Raw genomic sequence first — 17,904 nt, 5'->3', positions numbered from 1 at the left:
TCCCCCTCATCTAGCGTCGCGACGCGCGCGGACGATGGCGGCGTTGAGCTCGCCGCCATAGATGAAGATGACGCCCGAAAAATAGAGAAAGACCAGCGCGATCATCGCCGAGGCGAGACCGGCGTAAGTGAGCGCGTAGCGATCCGAGAAGGCCGCGAGATAGCGGCCGAAGGCGGCGCCGGCGACGAGCCACAGCAAAAGCGTCGCCAGCACGCCCGGCGCTATGTCGCGAAAACGCCGCCGCCCCGCCGGCAGCCTGGCGTGAATGGCGAAGAGCGTGAGCGCGAGGATCAGCGTCGCAAGGCCGTAGCGCGCCAGCGTCACCATCGACTCGAAGGGCTCGAACCAGTCGAGATAGCGGGCCGCCGCATCGGTGATGAGCGGGCCCAGCACGACCAGAACCGACAGCGCGAGCAGAGCCACGGCGCTGCCGATCACATAGAAGATCGACTCCAGCCGCAGCAGCCACCAGCTGCGCGTCTCCTCCGCCTCATAGGCGCGATTGAGGCCGATGCGCAGGCTCTCGAGGCCGCTGGACGCGAAATAGACGGCAAAGAGCGCGCCGAAGGTGAGCGTGCCGCCGCGCGGCGTCGTCGCGACGCGCCGAATCTCGCCGGCGATGGGCTCCGCGACCTCGGGCGGCCAGGCGTCGAGCAGCAGCCGGCCCGCCTCGTCGGCGAGGCTCTCCGAGCCGATGAGGCCGGCGAGCGCCGTCACCACGATGAGAAAGGGAAACAGCGACATCAGCGTCGACAGAGCGATATGGCTCGCAATGGCGAAGCCGTCGCGCTCGACGAAATGCAGGAAAGCGTCGAGCGGGACGCGCAACAGCGCGGGCAGGCGCTGCGCCCACGGGGCGAGCGGCCCGAGGGCGCGCCGGAAGACGGCTTTCTCGACTTCGTCCAAGGCGCTGCTTCCCCGCGCGTTCCGCACGAGAGAATATAGCGCCGCGGGCAGAAGGATGGACGGCAACTTTCGCCGCCGCTGGACGTTGACGACGAGAAGCGGCGGCGACGCTGCCGCGCCGCCGCAGCAAGCTCACTCAGACGCCGCGCCGCAGCACGCCGCCGACGAGGGCGACGATGAAGAGCACGACCGCCACCCAGAACAATATGCGCGCGGCGTCGACAGCCGTGCCGGCGACGCCGCCGAAGCCGAAGAAGGCCGCAATCAGACCGACCACCAGGAAGACGACGGCCCAGCGCAGAAGATCGCTCATCTCTTTCTCCCCTGACCGAGGATCGATCGGGGATAACGTCGGCGCGCCGATCCGGTTGCCCACAGAGCGCTTTCCGATCGAATGGAATCGTTCGATCGATCGGAATTCGCTCCGATGTCAGAGCGCTCGAGAGGGAGGACTCCGATGAGCCTCGGCCATAGGACGCAGCCCCGCCTTCGCCCCGACGGGGAGCGCAGCTTCACCCTGAACTTCGGCCCGGTGCATCCGGCCGCCCATGGCGTGCTGCGGCTGGTGCTGGAGCTCGACGGCGAGGTCGTCTCGCATGTCGATCCGCATGTCGGCTTCCTGCATCGCGGCACGGAGAAGCTCATTGAGGACAAGACCTATCTGCAGGCCCTGCCCTATTTCGACCGGCTCGATTATGTCGCGCCGATCAATCAGGAGCACGCCTTCTGCCTCGCCGCCGAGCGCCTGCTCGGCCTCGCGATTCCCAAGCGCGCGCAGCTCATCCGCGTGCTCTATTGCGAGATCGGACGGCTGCTCTCGCATCTGCTCAACATCACGAGCCAGGCCTCCGACTGCGGCGCGCTGACGCCCAATCTCTGGGGCTTCGAGGAGCGCGAGAAGCTGATGGGCTTCTATGAGCGCGCATCCGGCGCGCGCATGCACGCCTGCTATTTCCGCATCGGCGGCGTGCATCAGGATCTCCCCGCCGCGCTCCTCGACGATATCGACGCCTTTTGCGATCCTTTCCTGAAAGTCTGCGACGATCTCGAGGGGCTGCTCACCGACAATCGCATCTTCAAGCAGCGCAACGCCGATATCGCCGTGGTGACGATCGAGGAGGCGTGGCGGCTCGGCTTTTCGGGCGTGTTTCTGCGGGCCTGCGGCGCGCCATGGGATTTGCGCAAGGCGCAGCCCTATGAATGCTATGAGGAGCTGGATTTCGCCATTCCGGTCGGCCGCCACGGCGACTGCTACGACCGCTATTGCGTGCGCATGGCCGAGATGCGCCAATCCGCGCATCTGATGCGGCAATGCGTCGCCAAGCTGCGCGCGCCGGAAGGACGGACCCCGATCGCCGTCGACGACCACAAGGTCACGCCGCCCGAGCGCAGCGTCATGAAACGCTCGATGGAGGCGACGATCGAGCATTTCAAGCTGTTCAGCGAAGGGATTCACGTTCCTCCCGGCGAGGTCTACGCCGCTGTGGAGGCGCCCAAGGGCGAGTTCGGCGTCTATCTCGTCGCCGATGGATCGAATCGGCCCTATCGCTGCAAGATCCGCGCGCCCTCCTTCGCCCATCTCGCGGCGACCGACCGCCTCTCGACGGGCCATATGCTCGCCGATGTCGCGGCCATCGTCGGCTCGCTCGACATCGTCTTCGGAGAGATCGATCGCTGAAGGAGGCTCCACATGCCGACCACTCTCGCAGAAAAGACCTGCACGCCTTGCCGCGGCGGCGTTCCGCCGCTCGAACGCGCGAAGGCGGAGGCGCTGCTCGCAGAGGCGCCGGACTGGGCGCTTCTGGACGAGGCGCGCCGCATAGAGCGCGGATTCCGTTTCGGCAATTTTCGCGAGGCGGCGGAATTCGCGCGGCAGATCGGCGAATTGGCCGAGGCGGAAGGCCATCATCCGGACATCGCCTTCGGCTGGGGCTATGCGACGGTCTCGCTGCAGACGAAGAAGATTCGCGGCCTGCACGAGAACGACGTCATAATGGCGACGAAGATCGATCGCATCTTCTCGCGCTGGCAAGGCCTGCCGGCGGGACGCATGTGACGCGACACGGCTTTTCAAACGCCCTGCGCTCTAGTAGATGTCCGTGTCGCGGTCCCGGTAGCTCAGCAGGATAGAGCAAGATTTTATACCGACCGGGGTACCATGTATGTAGATCGCCTGGATTTCCGGGCCCCTGCTTGTCTCGCTCAACCGGTACCCCGTACCGCCGATCGCCGTCCGCAAGAATACGCCTTTTTAGGCAAGCCAAGTTCCTGATATCCAATAAAGAGTTCTGTCTCCGGCCCCTGACCTTCGGAGCCGCCCCCCACTCCGGTCGTTTTGGCACGGTCGTGCTCGCCCGCAAGGCATCCACACACGCTACGCGTGTGCGGACCCTCCTTGCGGGCTGCGCGCGCCCGCGCCATACGCCTCCGTGAGGGGCGGCTCCGAAGGTCAGGGAGGAACGGGGAAGGCATCCCGAGCGGGCACGCTCGGGTTTCTTAAGTTCGTTTCGGGGCTCTCCAAAGGTCAGGGGGCGAGGAATCCCGCTGCTCTACGAACGAGCCACCGATCTTTGAGCATTGACGACACTGGCAAGCCAACCATCGGATCCGTTTAAAAAATTGGAAACACCATTCATTACGTCCTTTAGATTTTCTATATCGACGTCCGAGTGTAGTAAGCTAATTACGGTGCCACGCTTGTTGGTGGCATACCGAAATGCCACCCCGTGCCGATCCCAGTCATGAAACTGTTTTATGATCTTACCAACGGCAAGTAGCTCCTCATCATTCATTTCTGCCCCGCAGGCTTTATTGATCTTAGCGAAGTGGCGCCATAGCTCTAACAGATTATGTGTGTCATTTAAATCTGGCGGTGACACACCAACGTGCGGACCATACTGTATAATTAGCCACTTAAGCCCAGTCTCCACAGCATGACGGTAACAGAATAACATCGGATATACCATCTCGAATCGTGAAGCTCTCTTGTCCAATATTAGGTCAGCGATGGCTTTTCCTGCCTGCATAAATCCTTCCATAATAAAAACCGTGCGAGATGGACCGTCCGCCGCCAAATTTCCAGCAGCTTCAACCGTCATCGCTTTCCGAAACGGCAGATCTCCTTTCTTAGGCCATCTATAAGGTTTGGGCGTAAGAAGATCTTCGAACTTCATGGCGCATGATATCCACTAGAGTTATCGTGGCCGGCCAGCGCAATGAACCCTATGCGCTGAGCTTCCTTGGTAATCAAATAGACCCACAAGAAGCGTTGGTGTCCGCAGAGGGACTCGAACCCCCGACCTAAGGTTTCATACCACTTCGGCTTTCGCCGCCGCCTTCCGGCGTTCGTGGTCTGGACTGTCCCTTCGTCATAGGCCCGAGGACCCTTAGACGCCGCCCGTCCAGTCTCTACACCTTCCCCTCGCGGGGCTTGGCTCGGGATCGGCAAGGCGCGAGATGGCCCCAGCTTTCCCCGACTTTGAGCGGATCCGTTGCGCCGTTTCCGAGCACAACGCCCAATTCAATAGGAAACCTTCGCTCTATCCTGCTGAGCTATGCGGACTTTCCTTTAGACGCCTGATTCGAGAAGGGCCTTCGCCCATCTCATGAGTCATCTTAGCGGACCAGCCGCGGCTCTACAACGGCGGTCCGTTGGGAACGGGTTGGTTAAAATTTCCGCGATCCTCTGAGGAGGCGTGACCTAGTTTACATAGACGACCTTAAAGGTCGCGCGGAGGAATTGGACCGCACAGGAATTTGATGAGTCGGCTCCTCAATGTGGCGGCTTTCTGTGCAGCAGCGTCGATATCGGAAATTCTAGAGTATTTTATTGTAACATCTAGTTTAGTGCGCGGAACGTGACGCGCCCCCAAGCCACTCTCGTCTATGAACCATGTTCCATGAGCTATTGGAACTCGCTCTTCATTGTTTAGCTTCATACAAGCATTTAAAATGTCCTCGATTTCTTTTCGGTCCTGCTCCTCACATCCGATTGTACGTAAAAAAATTGCCTTAGTGACATTGCAAAGCGTTATAAAATCGTAAGGTGAAGTTACGATGTCAAATGGGGCGTTCGCGCCGGTTTCGTTCAGGTCCAACGCGGCACCCAGTGCGTGACGAATGATGAATTCGAGCTGGGAAAACTCGAACATGAATTGACCGATTGCCATATAAAGCGACCGGGTCTTTTGCCTTTCGGCCTCGATCGTTTCGGGACTTTTTTTGCACATCGGTTTTTCTCTCATCGGCACCATGCCCCATGCACCTTGCGTCCACAGTCAACGGACGCGTCGAGGCGGAGTGCGTAACTGCATTGCTAGACTCTTGCCTTTCCTAGAGTGGGCTGGCAACTTCAATCGAATAGCGGAGAGTTTCTTATGCCACGACCGATCACTCCTAAAGGCCTAAGGACTTGGCCACGCAATCTTTGCACCTCACAGGGCGGTGGTTTATCCACATCTCAAGGTGGTGGTATGTCCACTTCGCAATACGGCGGGGCGTCCACTTCGCAATACGGCGGTATGTCTACCTCCGAATATGGAGGATTGTCGACTTCTCAGTATGGAGGATTGTCTACCTCCGAATATGGAGGGTTGTCGACTTCTCAATATGGAGGATTGTCCACTTCCCAATACGGAGGGCTATCGACCGCTCAGTATGGCGGCCTTTCTTCATCTCAAGGTGGTGGCATGTCCACTTCTTCAGTAGATATATATAGAAGTAATATTCCTCCTTGGCCGGTTTTTTTGAGAGAGCTTGAAGCGAGTGGGTATCAGCAGGCGGCTGATTTAATACGGAAGCACTTGCCTCGCTTTCTTTGGCCAGAAAATTGTTACTAGCTGATTATCTTGTCATGGACGCTCAACACGTTCATGTAATCGGCGCACCGCAATGTTTTACTTTGACCATCTCATAAACCTCTTGGCGCCCGCAATCGCTCAGCACAATGACTTCAGCACCTCGACGACTTCAGGCGGGATGACGACCCGCCCCGGCAAGCCGATGCGGGTAACACGCACACCGGCAGACTCCAACTTGAGCGGGCCGTCGTCAGAACTCAGCCCGTCCATCCATTTCTTCAGGACCGACGAAGACTGAAGGGGTAAGAGAGCCGGCGTCGCCGCCGCGACCATTTCATCCTCTCGCCGCGGTGCAGGTATCTCCTTCAAGATGATGCTTTTCAAACGATTGTTGTCGCTTCGCAGCTCTTCCAGAGTCTGCCGCAGCGTCTGGACGAGCGCCTTGCTGCTGCTGTCGAGATGCTCCAATGTGCTGCCGAACACCTCATCGGAGACCTTGAGCGCTTTCGGCGCCGTGACGCTCACGATCGCCTCGTACGCGCCCCGCCAGATGCGGAGAAGATCGCGGTAGCGGTTCTTCAGGGACTGCTTGGCCGGAAAACTCGGGTAGCGGACCGCTCCGGCTTCCGCGACGCGAATTGCCGATGGCTCCTGGACTGGCCGGGCCGTGAGAAGCTCCTTGCAGACCGCGACGACCAGTTCGGCGTTCGCGCGATGGGCTCCCCGGCTTTCGTCGATCTCGCCGATCAAATCCCTCGATCGCGCCTCGGCCTCGCGGACTATGTTGTCGACTTTCTTGTTCATTTCAACGTCTCCTGCCGCTCCAACGCGGCCAATTCGAACGGAAATCCGGTAATTCTCATCGTGCGCCGGCCGACAGCCGCTCGGAGCGACGACTTGGTGCCGACGAGGACGACCTGCTGGGTGGCCCGCGTAATCGCGGTGTAGAGCCACTCCCGTGTCATCGAATGAACGCCGTCCAAGGCCACGATGACCCGCCGGGCTTCCGATCCCTGCGCCCGATGGCCGGTGATGGCCCAAGCGGAGACGAGTTCGGCCAGCGCATCCCGGCCGACCTGTCTGGCCACCTCCTCGCCGTCGAACCTGATCGCCACCGGGTCGACGCTCTCGATCCTGCCCAGCAGCCCGTTCATCAACGCCTCTTCGTAGCGGTTCTTCGTCGCCATGACGGGGTCGCCGATCGCGACGAAGGGCGCGAGCGGGCCCAGCCGGGCGCCGGGCACGCCCGACGCCTCGCGCTTTTCCTGCATGTCCTTGCAGATGCCCCGGCAGGTCGCGTTGAGCGCGGCGAGAACGAGAACGTCTTCGCCCCCGTCGGCCCCGGCCATTTCGCTGCGAAGGCGTTCGACGACGTCCGCTATGCCCTCGGTCGGGCATTCGATCATGAAGACGCCCTTTCTTTCCGGCCCGGCGTAGACGGGCGGCGTCGGAACGAATCCGTCGCGCACCAGTCCTGCGGCGGCGACGATCGGATTGTCTTCCGCTTGGCGCATCACCCTCGTCAGCCGGCTGACGAGACAACCGCTCTCGACGAGATCGTGATAGACGCGCCCGAGGCCGACCGGCGGAAGCTGGGCCACGTCTCCAACCATCACCAGCCGTGCCCCCGTCGGCAGTCTGGCGAGCACCCGGCGCCAGGTCGCGAGGTCGACCATCGACGATTCGTCCACCACCAGCATCGTGTCGGGACCGATCCGCAGAAGATCCTCGGGAATGGGCCGGCCTTCACTCTCCAGCTCGGCGCGCCGCTCGAGGCCATGGAGGAGACGCGCCAGCGTGAGCGCAAGTCGCCCGGTGGACCGGGACAGTCGGAGCGCGGCCTTGCCCGAGAGCGCGGCCAGAACGACGCTTCCGCCGGCGCCGAGCCACGCGTCGACCACGACGCGGACCGTGGTGGTCTTTCCGGTGCCGGCCCCTCCCTGAAGGATCGCGACCGGCCTTTTGAGGATCTCGACGACGGCGCGCCTCTGTTCGTCGGTGAGGGGGTGCGTCAGGGGCTCATGGCGCCGCACCAGAAGCGGCCACTCCTCGATCGCCGCCGGCGCGGCGGCAAGGCGGGCGAGCTCGCCGGCGACGGCCCGTTCGAGACGCGCCGCGCCGGGCGCGCGAAGCACGCCGGCAACGCGAATAGCGCGGCGAGCGGCTATGCCGAGTTCCAACGCCTCCCCGGCGTCGACGTCCAAGCGTCCGAGCCTCATAGCATATTCTTCGGCATCCGCCGCCGTGCTGCCGCCGGCGAGTATCGCGCGCCAAGCGGCGTCGCACGCGCCGATCAATCGGTCCCGGTGCCGCAGCGGATCGACGACGTCCCCTCTGGCCCTCAGGAGCCGAACGCCGACATGATCGGCTGCGCGCCAGTCCAGCACCGCCGCGACCGCGTAGGGGTGCTCGAGGAGCTTGGCCCACGAATTCGTCGAACCCAGAAGCCGATAGATGGATCGCGCGGCGCGCCGGTCCGTCACGCCGTATTCCTCGAGCCGGGCGTAGAAGGAGCCCTCGTCCAAAGCCGTCGCCTCCGCGGCGCGCATCGCGACCCAGCGAGCTTGCAGAAGCGCGGCCAGCTTCGACCCGAGATGCGGACGCCCCGGCGCGAGAGCCTCCGCGAGTTCCGCGGATTGCGCCGGGTCTCCAAGGGCTTGGATCAATCCTGCGCCGAACCGCTCGACCAGCCGTCCAGCGCGCTCGGCGCCGACGCCGGGGAGCGAGCGCAGCCAAGGCCCGAGCAGCGAACCGGCGGCGCTCGCCCTTTCGACCGAGTCCGCCTCGATCTGCCGGCGCCTGCCGCCGCGCTCGTCGACGTATTCCCGCTCCGCCCCGGTCACGTCGTAGATTTCGCCGGGCGCCGGCTTCAGCGGCTCGCCGTGGCGGACGACGACCGGGCGGCCTTCCTCGGTCTTCGCCGAGAAGATGACGCCGTTCGATCCGGCCCAGAGAATGTTGGTGACGGCGACGCGCATCAGAATGGCGGAACGCCCCCGTCGTCGCAGATCCGCAAGCGGGCGCGCAGGGATTCGTTTTCCAACCGCAGGCGTTCGACCTCGGCTCTGGCGGCGGCGAGTTCGTCAAGCAGCACGGCGGCGGCGGCGGATTGTTCCGTGGCCGCTTGGGCGTCCCTTCTGGCCTGAGCCGCCGTCCTCGCGATGTTGGCATGGATCGCCTCGTCGGCGGCGTCGCGGTCGGCGCGGGCGCCGATCGGCGCCAGCCCCTGTTCCTCCGCCATCGCGTTCACCGCGACCTTCACCGCCTCCTTGCGGAAGAGATGCTGCGCGTCGGACGTCCTGAGGCCGAGCTCCCGGCACAAGGCGGCGACGTTGACCTTCCCGTCGTTCGTGCCGGGCAGCGCGCCACCCCTCGCGACGAAATGGTCGAGGGCATAGAGAATCTCGGCCTCGACGTCGCGCTTCGTCATCCGACCGGCTCCGAGCGACCGATCTGGAGAGGATCGCGCGGCTTTGCCGACAACATGAACGGCTGCCCGACCGCGGACGAGAGCACAGCGGCAGCTTCGCCGTCGAGACCGAGGTCCTGAAGCCGCAACGCTTTCGACGCGAAAGCGCGGATTTCCTCCCGCTCGGCACGTTGAAGAATGAGCTTCGCAAGAGCGTCGAACCCGCGTCGCTTAGCCTCTTCGGAAAGCGGGGCAAACGCGAGCGGAGTCCCGCCGCTGTTCCACAGCAGCGAATTGAGGAAGTGGTCGCGCGAGGCTTCCGCCTCTTGGTCATGCAATACCGGGTATATTCTGCTGGCGGCGGTGATGATCGCCGCCTGCTCGAACTCCGATACCTCGACGAATTCGACGACCGACGATCGGTCATGCGCTATGAGAGCGACGCCCTCTGTCTGCCCGTCGGGCGAAGGCGAGGCCTCGATCCCGTCGCAGATTTCCAGCAATCTAAACACGTTCCATATCGCGTTTCCGAGCAGCTCCCGGTCATGGCCGAGGCGGTTCATCTCGCCCTCGCGCCGCTCGATCTCGCGCGCAATTCGGCGCCCGTCCCCCTCGGCAGCCCCCTCGCGAAGGCGCACGACTTCCTCCTGCAACTCCACCATCCGTTGGGACTTGGAAGCAAGTTGCCGGGTGAGCTTGGTTCCGTAGAGCCAGAGGGGCGTGCGCCACGCCGGGCCGGAAATGAAGTGGCGGCAAAGGATGCAGTTCCGATCTCCGCCCTCGACGGGACCATAGAGGTCTCTGTTGACGCCGTTTGCTGTGTTTTTTCTAAGCCGTTGCCCACCATCGCCACATCGGTCTCCATCCCAAGGGCAGATTCCAAGGCCGGTGTCCGACCACAACATCTTGCCCGAGGCGTCCATTTGCGTCGCGGCCAACAAACCGTCCTCGGAAATGAAAGCGGCCTTTCGCTGAGCTTGCTCGAAGGAGGCCGTCTTGAGGTCCCGCAGGCTTGCCGCGATCATCGCGGCTTCCCTGGACTGGGCGGCGGTCTCGAGCGCCTCATGGACGGATGCGGGGTCGGCCTTGACGTAATATAAGGTCATCAGAATGGTCTTGTGGCCGGCGATGAGATTGCTGACGACCTCGATAGGCACCTTGGCCTGGACCATCAGGGTCAGCCCGGCCACGCGCAAGCCATGCGGATTGTATTTCGGGGCGCCGAGGGCGCCCTTATCGTTTACTGGCACTATCTCAATTCGGTCGTCTGGGTTATCCCGGTTCCAACGGCTCTCCACCTCGACCATGAGTTTCTGCCAGAATGCGTATGTTTGCTTTCCGCTCGGCGGACAGCCAGCCCGTTCATGCCCAGCATGAACGGGCAATCGGAAAAGGGGGAAAATGTCTGGATAGTCATTTTCCAGTTTGCCTTCATCCGCTTCATCCGCAGCGTCCACATACTGGGTGGGGATGATAGGACGGTCTATCGGATTGTAACGCTCCTGCCAAAGTCGAAGCTCGTACAGCATTTGGTGCAGACGCTCGTTCTGCCACGGGACGACATAAGGTTTGCCCGTCTTGTTCGTATTCACTGCGAAGCCGGTTATTGGAGGAGTTCCGTCCCGATGGGCGTAGCCGCGGTTGGGCCGTTTTCTGTCTTCCTTTTTCCAATAGCCCGCAGGCGAGGCTTCGTTGCGACCCCATGACATGGAGTTCCCATCGAAACGGTCGACGTCCCCTTCGCCGCTATCGAGCCTTTTCATCTGGCCGACCCTGAGGGGTATCTCGAACAAAGCGAGGAACAGCGTCGGATAGACAGGGCAATAGACGGTCGTGGCGACGCCATCGGTATCGATAACTGTCGAGCGACAAACCGACTGCGTTCCCGGCCACCCGGCCTCGCCTTCGGACAGGATTTCTTGAGTGAGCCGATAGAGCCTCATCGGGAGAGGTCTGGACACGGCTTCCGCTTTTCGCCCGCCGCCGTTCGCCTTCACCGCATTCCGCGCGTCGGCGATATCATTCTCTGTAATCAATGGATAAAACGTCTTACCGCATGACAATTCTTTTGCAATGAATTCAGAAAAACTCAAGGCATTCCGCGCAATCTCTGCACGAGATGATATTGACAAGTCTCCGTCAGTTATAAACTTATATAAAGTAATACTCCTATTATCTGACAACATAAACTCACTAACATCGTGTATTTCCTCTTCGTTAAAAGTACACAGCCAATCAGATAGCCAAACAAACATAATATTATACTTTTTTGAAATTGACGGCATAGACTTTCGCCATTCCAGAAACAGCGAAATCCACTGCTTAAATTTATCAGAAGTATTTTCTTCTATTTTCTTCCATCGGCTCAGGACCGGCGCGCCCCGTTTTATAAATTTTTTAACATCTTGCCCGGAAAATCTAGCATATGAAATGGCGACCTGCTTCAGACAAGCGCGTCCGATGTCGAAGCTGCCTCCCCACAAATCTTTACGCCACCCACCGTTTTTTGTATCACGAAAATAGTTTAGCCAGCATAAAAAAGCCTCATGTGGAAGATCTATGATGTTATCTACGCCATATACCGCCCCACACAGACTCGCCATGAGCGCAATTATACAGCGCCGACAATCTTTTTGAGTGGCCGCATGTTTCCTGCCCGCAATGAACTCATCCACGCCTTTCGGACCGAGCGCCTGCTCGAGCGAACGTCCGAATGGAGTACCGCGCACGAAGCCTTGGGCGACAAAATGAGGCAGATGCCTAGGCATTAACTCTTCGTGCTCGCCATAGGTGAAGCATCTTGGACTTAGTTGAAGAGACCCTTCTGCATGCCTTTCTAATAAATAATCCAAGGAAACCCTGCGTCTCCTGAACAATTGTCGCCTTTCAAATTTATCTCCAATATCAGGATTTGAAATATTATTCTCGCCTTTAGACATATCTGATAGCGACATTACATGAACTCGAGTATCAAACCACGAACCGTCATCTGAAGGAAACTCGATCTCGTCCGCGTCATTTACAAGAATCTTGCGCCCGCCGCTCTCAAAAATCTTTACCATCCTCTCCCCCTCGCCACGCTTCTAAGGTCTTCGAGCATCGTTTGCAGGTCTCGGAAAATCGGGCTTGTCTCGGGCACCGTCGTTGGAATTTGCTCGCCCGCAACAGTGGCGCGTATCCGTTGCGCCCCTTCTCGAAGATTTTTGTCGATGAACTCGTCTCTCGGCTTCGTATACGTCAGTGAGCTGAGCGGACTCAGGTGATGCATGCATTCCTGAATCAACTTTTCGCCGATCCCCAATTCCCCGAGCACCCCGCCATATAGATGCCTGAGTCCGTGAAGTGTCGTTCCCAACGCCTTGCGTACGATCAACGTCTCGTCTTCAGGGTATATTGCAGCCAATCGATTAATAGCTTGTTCCCAAGCTTTCCCATGCGCACCATGGCTATATGGCGAGCCTATGGGCAGGTCGTCGTCCCCTTGATGCGAGTCGCCAGACGAAACGAGAAGAAAAGGATGATCCTTGAATCCTCGCTCGAACCTCTCCCGCATCAGACGCGGCCTTACAAATCTCCTATATGTTTGATACGTTTCCCAGAACCATTCATTCAGGCCCTCGAATGGAAGGAAAAAGACGGGCGCCCACAAATCCTTATTGCATTTGATGCCCTTCCAGCCGGCATGGAGTTGCCCTGCCATTTTGTCTCTGGAGTCCAAATCGCAGTGATCTCGCAAAAATTTGGCGCGCGTCATCTTGGTAGAATTAAAATTCGTGATCGCATTGGGGTCATGAAGAAAGACAACCGCTCGCCCATCGACCCACTGGACATCATCGACCCAAATATGGAGAGGCTCGCTTCGCCGCAGGCCGCCGAACGCGCACAGCATCGACGCAAGCTTGGCCGTCATATTTTCTCGTTGCCAATCCGCTTTTGCTTTCGGACGGCTGATAAATCCGCGTTCGAACAGCGGAACGAGATAATGGACCGGGAAGCGGACGGTGCCGTCGCTTCTATACCAATCACGCCTGTCAGGTCCGACGATGGACCTGTCGAATGGCGTTTCCGTGCGCTTGCCTTGGTCAATATGCCCAAGAAATGAAAGCGTTTTTTGGAAGCGCGCGACATAGAGCAGGTGCATCAATTGCTTCCCGCTCGAGGGGATTTGGAAATCCGCCAAGCCGCGGCCCAAACGATCACCGTGCGGGCTGCCGCGAGTCCAATTGATAAACTCCTCGATCCCGCGGCACAGATCGACGACGATATCGGCGGACAACCGCGCCGACCAATAGAGCCCGGTCTCATCGACGCCATCGACGATCGTGCCCCGCCACAGGTGGTTCTGGAATTCGGACAACGCGACCCGGTGCAGGTCGACGCTCGGATCTTTCGCCGCAACTTCGAAATGCGCACGACGCTGGCGAACGTAGTCGTAGAAGAGACCCACTCCTCGCGCGCAAAGACGCATCCACCTCAAAGAGTATGCGGATCTGCTGACAAAATAATCCGTCAGGGCATGAAGAGGTCTCAGTTCGCTCCCGCCAGCTTCATCCATCTCATCGAGATAGAGAACCGGGACATACAGCGAGTTTTGATCCCGCACTTTCTGGACAACGATGGAATGATGCAACCCACGACGATAGGTTTCTAAATTTGCGCTGACCACGACCGCCCTCGAATCTCCGAGCACGGCGAAAGTTAGACGTGAGCGGATGCTCCCGACAACCAGGCATGGCCCGTAAGCTCAAGGCCGCGGCAAGCTTCACGTAAGGTCCGTTTCGCAATCGGACGGGGCACGACGAGATCGCGCATCTAGGGAAGAGAGAAATGGTCGGACATCGCCGCGCCAAAAATACAACTATCGCTGGTGGCGCCTGCGCGTGACAGTGCGCGGCGATCGCGTGACGCCGCACGCCCAATGTGGTACCGATGGGTACGATGTCTTCGGTATCAAAAAGAGCAACGGTTTCCTAAACCGTAGGTCAGGGGTTCGAATCCCTTCCGGGACGCCATACAGACCGCGCTTTTCCGCGAAGATTTTCGCCACTCGAAACCGCTGAAACGAATGCGCCCCTCGAAAGGGGCGCATCGTGTCGCGATAATCGCGGCGAGGATCAGGCGGTCTGCTGGATCGCCGAGAGCTTCCAGGCCTGCGGCCCTTCCCCGGCGGGACGATGGAAGGTCCACACCTCGGTCGATTGCGTCGGTTGCGAGGCGTCGCCCGAAACGACCTTGCCGGTCGCCCGATCGATGAAGAGATCGATCAGCGAGAAGCGCATGGCCACAGTGGCGTATTCCTCGGAGCCCTCGCGCCAGGCCTCGGAGAGATCGCCTTGCAGCAGCTTCACCTCCGAGATGCGGTTGATGACGCCCTCGCGCGCATTGGCGCGAATATCGTCCGAGAAATAGGAGACCATCTCCGGCATCGCGAGCTCGTGCAGCCGGCCGATGTCCTCCTGGCTATAGGCGGCCTGAGCGTCGCCGAGCACGCGTTCGAAGGCGGTGAAATCCTCCGGGCGCAGCGTCACGGGCTCGCTCGCGGCGTGGCGCGGCGGGGCCGCGGCGCCGAGACCCGCGCCGCCGCCGGTGAAGGCGAAGGCCCCGGGACGGGAGCCGCCCCCGGCGCCGCCCATGGCGCCCGCGAAACGACGGCCCGAGAACCATTGAAAGGCGAGCCGCGCCAGCACGACGATGATCGCGATCTGGAACAGCAGGCCGATAATCGAGGCGAGGCCGCCGAGCCCGCCCATCAGGCCGTTTCCGGAGAGCAGGCCGAACAGGCCGGCGCCGAGCAGGCCGCCGGCGAGGCCGCCGAGCAGACCACGGCCGAAGGCGCCGCCGGCCGGAGCGGCGGCCGGACGGGGCGCAGCGGGAGCGGCCTGCGGCTGCGGCGCGGGCTGCGGCGCGATGCTGCGCTCCACGGGCGCGGCCGGACGCGGCGCCGTCGTTGTCGCGGGCGGCGGCGCAAAGGTCCGCGAGCCGCGGCTTCCCGAGCTCGCGCCGCCGCCCATTTTGGCCTCGGCGAGCGCCGGGGCGAGGGCGATGAGCAGGGCGAGCGCGAGCGCCGGCAGAGATTTGGAGTTCGATGTCCAAGTCGACATGACTATCCTCGAGCGGTTCGCCCGAAGAAAGGAATCACTCGGGCGTGGTCTATATAGGAACGCTCCCACCTTGCGGCAAAGGGCCGCGCGGCGGGAAGGCTAGAACTGTTGCGACGCCATAGGATCGGAAACAGTTCTAATTTTTCATTTAGAGCGAAATCGCTCGAACGAATCGGTTCGAGCGGAAAACGCTCTCGAGGGGGCTTTGGAGCGCGTGAAGCCGAAACTGGTCTTCGTCGCCGCCGTGGCGCGCAATGGCGTGATCGGCGCCGATGCGCGCACGCCCTGGCGGCTGAAGAGCGATCTCGCGCGCTTTCGCGAGCTGACCTGGGGGCGGCCGCTTCTGATGGGAAGGCGAACGTTCGATTCGATCGGGCGCCCCCTGCCCGGCCGCGAAACCGTCGCTTTGTCGCGCGATCCGGAGTTTCGCCCAGCGGGCGCGCATCTCGCACGCAGTCTCGAGGAGGCGCTGGACCGCGCGACGCGGCTCGCCGAAGCGATGAAAGCGCCGGAGATCATCGTCGCCGGCGGCGCGCAGATTTATTCCGCTTTTTTGCCGCGGGCGGAAGTGATTCACCTCACCGAGGTCGCGCTGACGGTCGCCGGCGACGCCCGGTTTCCCGCGCTCGATCCCGGCGAATGGCGCGTCACCGCGCGGGAGACGCCGCTGCGCGCGGCCGAGGACGAGGCGGATTTCGAATATCTGCGGCTCGAACGCAAGTGAGAGGCGATGATGCGCAAACAGCTGTTGCAGGTCGCAGAACCTGAAGCTATAACCCGCCTCGACCAGCGGCGACCGCTTCGCGGCCGCCATATCGGAGTGTAGCGCAGCCTGGTAGCGCACCTCGTTCGGGACGAGGGGGTCGGAGGTTCGAATCCTCTCACTCCGACCAAACTTTCTGCTGCAATAGGTCGTTCTGGGCTATCGCGGGCGTTCCGCGCGTCGCCGACTGCTATCGGCTGTCGAAGCCGTGCAGGCGAGAGCGCCACGAGAGCCGGCGCATATCGCCCCGCGCCCTCGATCATCAGCAGCATGCCGCCGACCAGCGACGCGGCCCGATCCCTCGAATATGCGGCGTGCTATCTTGCGCTCAGCGCGCGCCGATCGAAACCGGGGTCCAGCCCCCCGTCTCCATCTCCACGGCGAAAGAGACGCCGCGCGCGATGAGCTTGTTGCGCTCGGCGACGCCGGCGACAGGCGCGCGATCGGAGGTCGCGATCTCCGCGATCGGCGCGCTGGGCAGCGCCATCTGCTCCGGGCGCGCCAGCCCGCTGATTCGCCCGGCGACCGGAGCGCGCACCGGCTCCTCGCCGAGAAAACCCAAAATCTCCTCGGCCTCGACGCGGTCGCCGATGGTCAGGCGCGAGACGAAATCGCCCTCGGCGGTCGCGATCACGTCCCAATAGTCGAGCGCGAAGCGATCGGCGCCGCGACGGCCGGCGACGTCGCCGGCGCGCAGCACCGCGCCCGGATCGAGCCCCTCGGTCGCGATGACGAGATCGCAATCGGTCCCCGCCACGAAGCCGGAGCCGACGCCGATCGTCAGCTCGGCCAGATTGCCGAGAGAGCGCGCCGGCCGCCCGTCATGGTCCGGCGCGGCGATGATGACGTCCCAAGGCCAGCGCTCCACCACCTCCTCGAGCGGCCGCAGCAGCAGCGGAAGAAACTGCCGGGTCTGCATGCCGCAGAGAAATTCGGAAGCCCGATCGGCGCGGCGCGCCTCGACGCCGCCCAGAGTGGCGATCCCGTCGTACCAGGCGTCCGCGTAGCACATGCGCCGCCGCAGAGCGCGCGGCGGCCGCTCCTGATGGAGCACCGTCGCATAGCCTTCGCCGATCAGCCGGCGCGCCACCGCCGAGGCCCTTTCCCCGACGCCGCAGACGAGAACGCATTGCTCTTTGTTCATCGATCCTTCTCAGCCTCGATACACGCCGTCGCATCATTGTGTATCAGAATTACATATTGCGGCGCAATCAGCATATTGCAGCGCAAACAGAGGCTGCGGCCGTCCACCCGGCCGACGGAAAGGGATGCGGGACGCCGGCGCCTGCTGTATAGCAGAGGTCCCTGCGATCCTGCGCGCGCGAAATGACCCATCCCCACAGCCTCACCGTCCGCGTCTATTACGAGGACACGGATTTCTCCGGCCTCGTCTATCACGCCTCCTATCTGCGCTTCATGGAGCGCGGCCGCACCGAGCTGCTGCGCGATCTCGGCCTCGGCCAGCGCGCGCTGCTGCAGGCGCAAGGCGGCGGCGGTCTGTTCTTCGTCGTGCGCGCGATGACGATCGATTTCCGAAAGCCCGCGCAGATGGACGATTCGCTCACCGTGGAGACGATCGTCCGCGCCGTGTCGGGCGCCTCCTTCGAGCTCGATCAGCGCGTCCTGCGCGGCGAGGAGGCTCTCGTTTCGGCTCGCGTGAAGATCGCCGCGGTGGAAGGCGACCGGCCGCGCCGTCTGCCGTCCGAGGTTCGCGAGAAATTCGCCTCCCTCGCCTGTCCTCACGGCGCTTGACCTTTACGGTCCCTTAAGCCTTCCGCTCATATTTCTGCTTGTGCGGCGCATCCAGGACAAAATCTCGGCGGATTCGCGCTTCATACCGCTCTGGCTCCGCAGCCTTCGGCTCGGCGTTGCGGGGGCGAGCGCGACCTGATTTTTCATAAGCCGCCGGTCCCCGGGCAGGAGCCG

15 protein-coding genes and 2 tRNA genes are annotated in these 17,904 nt (G+C 61.8%); 6 read left to right on the top strand and 11 right to left on the bottom strand.

What is annotated here, in order from left to right:
• Positions 1–6: 6 nt before the first annotated feature.
• A complete protein-coding gene (locus VIF40_RS07545; protein ID WP_331936916.1) occupies positions 7–906 on the bottom strand; it encodes a YihY/virulence factor BrkB family protein in 900 nt (299 codons plus the stop codon).
• Positions 907–1,042: 136 nt separating this feature from the next.
• On the bottom strand, positions 1,043–1,219 hold the full coding sequence (locus tag VIF40_RS07540; protein ID WP_331936915.1) for a DUF1328 domain-containing protein: 177 nt from the start codon (positions 1,217–1,219) through the stop codon (positions 1,043–1,045).
• A gap of 144 nt (positions 1,220–1,363) precedes the next feature.
• Here VIF40_RS07540 and VIF40_RS07535 point away from each other — a divergent pair, with 144 nt between their 5' ends.
• Together VIF40_RS07535 and VIF40_RS07530 are read left to right on the top strand one after the other, a co-directional pair.
• Positions 1,364–2,584: an NADH-quinone oxidoreductase subunit D gene (locus VIF40_RS07535; protein ID WP_331936914.1), complete on the top strand. Its 1,221-nt coding sequence runs from the start codon at positions 1,364–1,366 to the stop codon at positions 2,582–2,584.
• Positions 2,585–2,596: 12 nt separating this feature from the next.
• A complete protein-coding gene (locus VIF40_RS07530; RefSeq protein ID WP_331936913.1) occupies positions 2,597–2,962 on the top strand; it encodes a 4a-hydroxytetrahydrobiopterin dehydratase in 366 nt (121 codons plus the stop codon).
• A 493-nt stretch (positions 2,963–3,455) separates the two neighbouring features.
• On the opposite strand, the gene VIF40_RS07525 is transcribed toward VIF40_RS07530, so the two are convergent.
• From VIF40_RS07525 to VIF40_RS07495, 7 genes are all read right to left on the bottom strand, one after another.
• Complete coding sequence (locus VIF40_RS07525; RefSeq protein ID WP_331936912.1) at positions 3,456–4,079, bottom strand: hypothetical protein; 624 nt, start codon at positions 4,077–4,079, stop codon at positions 3,456–3,458.
• A 546-nt stretch (positions 4,080–4,625) separates the two neighbouring features.
• Positions 4,626–5,159, bottom strand: a complete 534-nt coding sequence (locus tag VIF40_RS07520) for a hypothetical protein (RefSeq protein ID WP_331936911.1) — start codon at positions 5,157–5,159, stop codon at positions 4,626–4,628.
• 684 nt (positions 5,160–5,843) lie between these two features.
• Entirely contained in the window at positions 5,844–6,509 is a 666-nt protein-coding gene (locus VIF40_RS07515) for a hypothetical protein (protein ID WP_331936910.1), read from the bottom strand.
• Positions 6,506–8,548, bottom strand: a complete 2,043-nt coding sequence (locus VIF40_RS07510; RefSeq protein WP_331936909.1) for an ATP-dependent DNA helicase — start codon at positions 8,546–8,548, stop codon at positions 6,506–6,508. Before VIF40_RS07510 ends, VIF40_RS07515 begins: the two co-directional genes overlap by 4 nt.
• A 134-nt stretch (positions 8,549–8,682) precedes the next feature.
• A complete protein-coding gene (locus VIF40_RS07505; protein ID WP_216281825.1) occupies positions 8,683–9,135 on the bottom strand; it encodes a hypothetical protein in 453 nt (150 codons plus the stop codon).
• Entirely contained in the window at positions 9,132–12,176 is a 3,045-nt protein-coding gene (locus VIF40_RS07500) for a VPA1269 family protein (protein ID WP_331936908.1), read from the bottom strand. Before VIF40_RS07500 ends, VIF40_RS07505 begins: the two co-directional genes overlap by 4 nt.
• Complete coding sequence (locus tag VIF40_RS07495) at positions 12,170–13,780, bottom strand: hypothetical protein (protein WP_331936907.1); 1,611 nt, start codon at positions 13,778–13,780, stop codon at positions 12,170–12,172. The genes VIF40_RS07500 and VIF40_RS07495 overlap by 7 nt, the downstream gene beginning before the upstream one ends.
• Before the next feature lie 257 nt (positions 13,781–14,037).
• Here VIF40_RS07495 and VIF40_RS07490 point away from each other — a divergent pair.
• Positions 14,038–14,126 (top strand) — tRNA-Arg (locus VIF40_RS07490).
• A 102-nt stretch (positions 14,127–14,228) separates the two neighbouring features.
• Here the strand turns inward: VIF40_RS07490 and VIF40_RS07485 are convergent.
• Positions 14,229–15,215 (bottom strand): Tim44 domain-containing protein, encoded by a 987-nt coding sequence (locus VIF40_RS07485; protein ID WP_331936906.1) that lies wholly within the window; start codon positions 15,213–15,215, stop codon positions 14,229–14,231.
• Between the two features lie 214 nt (positions 15,216–15,429).
• Between VIF40_RS07485 and VIF40_RS07480 the strand changes: the two genes are divergently transcribed.
• Positions 15,430–15,939, top strand: coding sequence for a dihydrofolate reductase (locus tag VIF40_RS07480; RefSeq protein WP_331936905.1), 510 nt, complete (start codon positions 15,430–15,432; stop codon positions 15,937–15,939).
• Between the two features lie 92 nt (positions 15,940–16,031).
• Positions 16,032–16,108: transfer RNA gene (locus tag VIF40_RS07475), tRNA-Pro, on the top strand.
• 198 nt (positions 16,109–16,306) lie between these two features.
• On the opposite strand, the gene VIF40_RS07470 is transcribed toward VIF40_RS07475, so the two are convergent.
• Positions 16,307–17,122: a hypothetical protein gene (locus VIF40_RS07470; protein ID WP_331936904.1), complete on the bottom strand. Its 816-nt coding sequence runs from the start codon at positions 17,120–17,122 to the stop codon at positions 16,307–16,309.
• Positions 17,123–17,304: 182 nt separating this feature from the next.
• Here VIF40_RS07470 and ybgC point away from each other — a divergent pair, with 182 nt between their 5' ends.
• Positions 17,305–17,730 (top strand): tol-pal system-associated acyl-CoA thioesterase, encoded by a 426-nt coding sequence (gene ybgC, locus VIF40_RS07465; protein ID WP_331936903.1) that lies wholly within the window; start codon positions 17,305–17,307, stop codon positions 17,728–17,730.
• Positions 17,731–17,904 lie beyond the last annotated feature (174 nt).

It is taken from the genome of Methylosinus sp. (assembly GCF_036560965.1).
Lineage (GTDB): Bacteria > Pseudomonadota > Alphaproteobacteria > Rhizobiales > Beijerinckiaceae > Methylosinus.
Note: the sequence above shows the minus strand (reverse complement) of the source record. Positions and strands in the feature narration are given on the sequence as shown.